Here is a 2,643-nt window from a genome sequence, read left to right as displayed (position 1 = left end):
CCACCGGCTGGCGCACCGCCGTCAGCGACGGCACGCTGAGCCGCACCCCGATGGAATCGTCATAGCTGAGGATCGACAGCGCCCCGGGCACCGCGATCCCCCGCGCCTGGGCGACGCTGACCACGCCCAGGGCCATCTGGTCGTTGGAGGCCATGATCGCGGTCGGCGGCTGCGGCAGGTCGAGCAGGGCGTTGGCCCCCGCCACCCCGGCCTCGAAGGTGAAGTCGCCCTGATGGATCCAGGGCTCGGGCACGGCGATTCCCGCCGCCTGCATGGTCGCCACGAAGGTCTCGACCCGCTGGATCGACGACGAGAACTTGTAGTCGCCGGCGATCATGCCGATCCGCTTGTGGCCCAGGCCCAGCAGGTGCCTGGTCGCCTGGCGGGCGGCGGCCCGGTCGTCCATGTAGACCCGCGGCCCCTGCCCGCGCACCGGAGTGTTGAGCCGCACGAACGGGATATTGCGCTTCTTCAGCGCCCCCAGCACCACCGGGTTCTCGCAGTTGGGCGGGGTCAGGATCACCCCGTCGGGCTGCAGCGACGACAGCACCGCGGTGATCTGCTTCTCCAGCTGATCGGACTCGCGGTCGACCAGCTCGAACATCAGGTGATAGCCGGACTGCTCGCAGCGCAGCATGGCGCCGTACAGCATCTGGTCGATCCACTCGTTGCCGCGCTCGCTGCGCCAGTTGTCCAGCGTCAGGCGGCGATCGTTGAAGGCCACCAGCAGATAGGAGCGCGACCCGGCCATGGTGCGGGCGGCCTTGCTGGGGCTGTAGCCCAGCTTCTCGACGGCGGCGAGCACGCGTTCCTTGAGGTCGGGGGTGACATTGGGCTCGTTGTTGAGCACCCGCGACACCGTCTTGACCGACACGCGCGCCTTCTCGGCGACATGGATGATCGTGGCCGGTCGCTTCGCCATGTAGAATCCGTCTTCCCCGCTTCGCGGCAAACCTAGACGCCGTGTAACATTATGTCTGCCCCCGGCGCTCCGGGGCCCTCCCCTTCTAACTTGACGACAATGGGAGCGGTATCATTTAAGAGCCTGATCGAGCGCGCAGCATGAAGGACCGCCCATGACCTTGACCGGTGAACTCCTGATCGACGGCGGCGCGCGCGCCGGGGCCGGCGGCGCGATCGCGGCGATCGACCCCAGCACGGGCGGAGCCCTGCCGGTGGCCTTCGGCGGCGCGACGGCGGCCGACCTGGAGGCGGCCTGCGCCCTGGCGGCGGCGGCCTTCGGGCCCTACCGCGCCACCTCGCCCGAGGCCCGCGCGGCGTTCCTGGAGACCGTGGCTTCGAAGATCGAGGCGATCGGCGACGACCTGATCGTCCGGGCCATGGCCGAGACCGGCCTGCCCCGCCCCCGCCTGGAAGGCGAGCGCGGCCGCACGGTCGGCCAGCTGCGGATGTTCGCCGGCGTGCTGCGCGACGGCGGCTGGCTGGAGGCCCGCATCGACCCGGCCCAGCCCGACCGCAAGCCGATGGCCCGCCCCGACCTGCGGCTGCGCAATGTGCCGCTGGGCCCGGTGGCGGTGTTCGGGGCCAGCAACTTCCCGCTGGCCTTCTCGGTGGCCGGCGGCGACACCGCCTCGGCCCTGGCGGCCGGCTGCCCGGTGGTGGTCAAGGCCCATCCGGCCCATCCGGGGACCTCGGAACTGGTCGGCCGGGCGGTGCAGGACGCCGTCGCCGAATGCGGCCTGCCGGCGGGGGTGTTCGCCCTGCTGCACGATAGCGGCATCGCCATCTCGCAAGGCCTGGTGGCCGACCACCGCATCAAGGCCGCCGGCTTCACCGGCTCGCGCCGGGCCGGCCTGGCCCTGCTGGCCGTGGCCCAGGGCCGGCCCGAGCCGATCCCATTCTACGCCGAGATGAGCAGCATCAACCCGGTGCTGCTCCTGCCCGCCGCCCTCAAGGCCCGGGGCGGCGCCATCGCCCCCGACTTCGTCGCCGCCCTCACGCAAGGCGCCGGCCAGTTCTGCACCAATCCCGGCCTGGTCCTGGCCATCGACGGCCCCGAGCTCGACGCTTTCCTGGCCGCCACCGCGCAGGTGGTGGCCCAGGCCCCGGCCGGCCAGATGCTGACCCCCGGCATCTGCCAGGCCTATGCCGAGGGCGTCGAAGCCCTGGAGACCACCGCCGGCGTCGCTTCCGTCGCCCACGGCCTGGACGGCGGCCACGGCCAGGGCCGGGCGGCGCTGTTCAGCGTCGATGGCGCCACCTTCCTGGCCACCCCGCCCCTGCAGGACGAGGTGTTCGGCGCCGCCTCGCTGGTGGTCCGCTGCCAGGACCTGGCCCAGCTGCTGGCGGTGATCGCCGCCCTCGAAGGCCAGCTGACCGTCGCCGTGCACATGGACGAGGCCGACACCGACCTGGCCCGCGCCCTGCTGCCGGCCCTGGAGATGAAGGCCGGCCGGGTGCTGGTCAACGGCTTTGGCACCGGGGTCGAGGTCGGCCACGCCATGGTCCATGGCGGCCCGTTCCCCGCCACCTCCGACAGCCGCACCACCTCGGTCGGCTCCCTGGCCATCCACCGCTTCCTGCGGCCGGTCGCCTACCAGAACCTGCCCCAGGCCCTGCTGCCCCCCGAACTGCAAGACGACAACCCCCTGGGCATCGTCCGCCGGGTCGATGGGACGCTGA

Annotated in this window: 2 protein-coding genes; one reads left to right on the top strand and one right to left on the bottom strand. The window is 72.2% G+C overall.

Annotation, left to right across the window (positions count from 1 at the left end):
* A partial coding sequence (locus tag PMI01_RS16710; RefSeq protein WP_007671470.1) for a LacI family DNA-binding transcriptional regulator occupies positions 1–922 on the bottom strand: 922 nt, incomplete at its 3' end.
* Between the two features lie 154 nt (positions 923–1,076).
* Between PMI01_RS16710 and PMI01_RS16705 the strand changes: the two genes are divergently transcribed.
* On the top strand, positions 1,077–2,643 hold a 1,567-nt coding region (locus PMI01_RS16705), incomplete at its 3' end, for an aldehyde dehydrogenase (NADP(+)) (protein ID WP_007671444.1).

Source organism: Caulobacter sp. AP07 (assembly GCF_000281955.1).
Lineage (GTDB): Bacteria > Pseudomonadota > Alphaproteobacteria > Caulobacterales > Caulobacteraceae > Caulobacter.
Note: the sequence above shows the minus strand (reverse complement) of the source record. Positions and strands in the feature narration are given on the sequence as shown.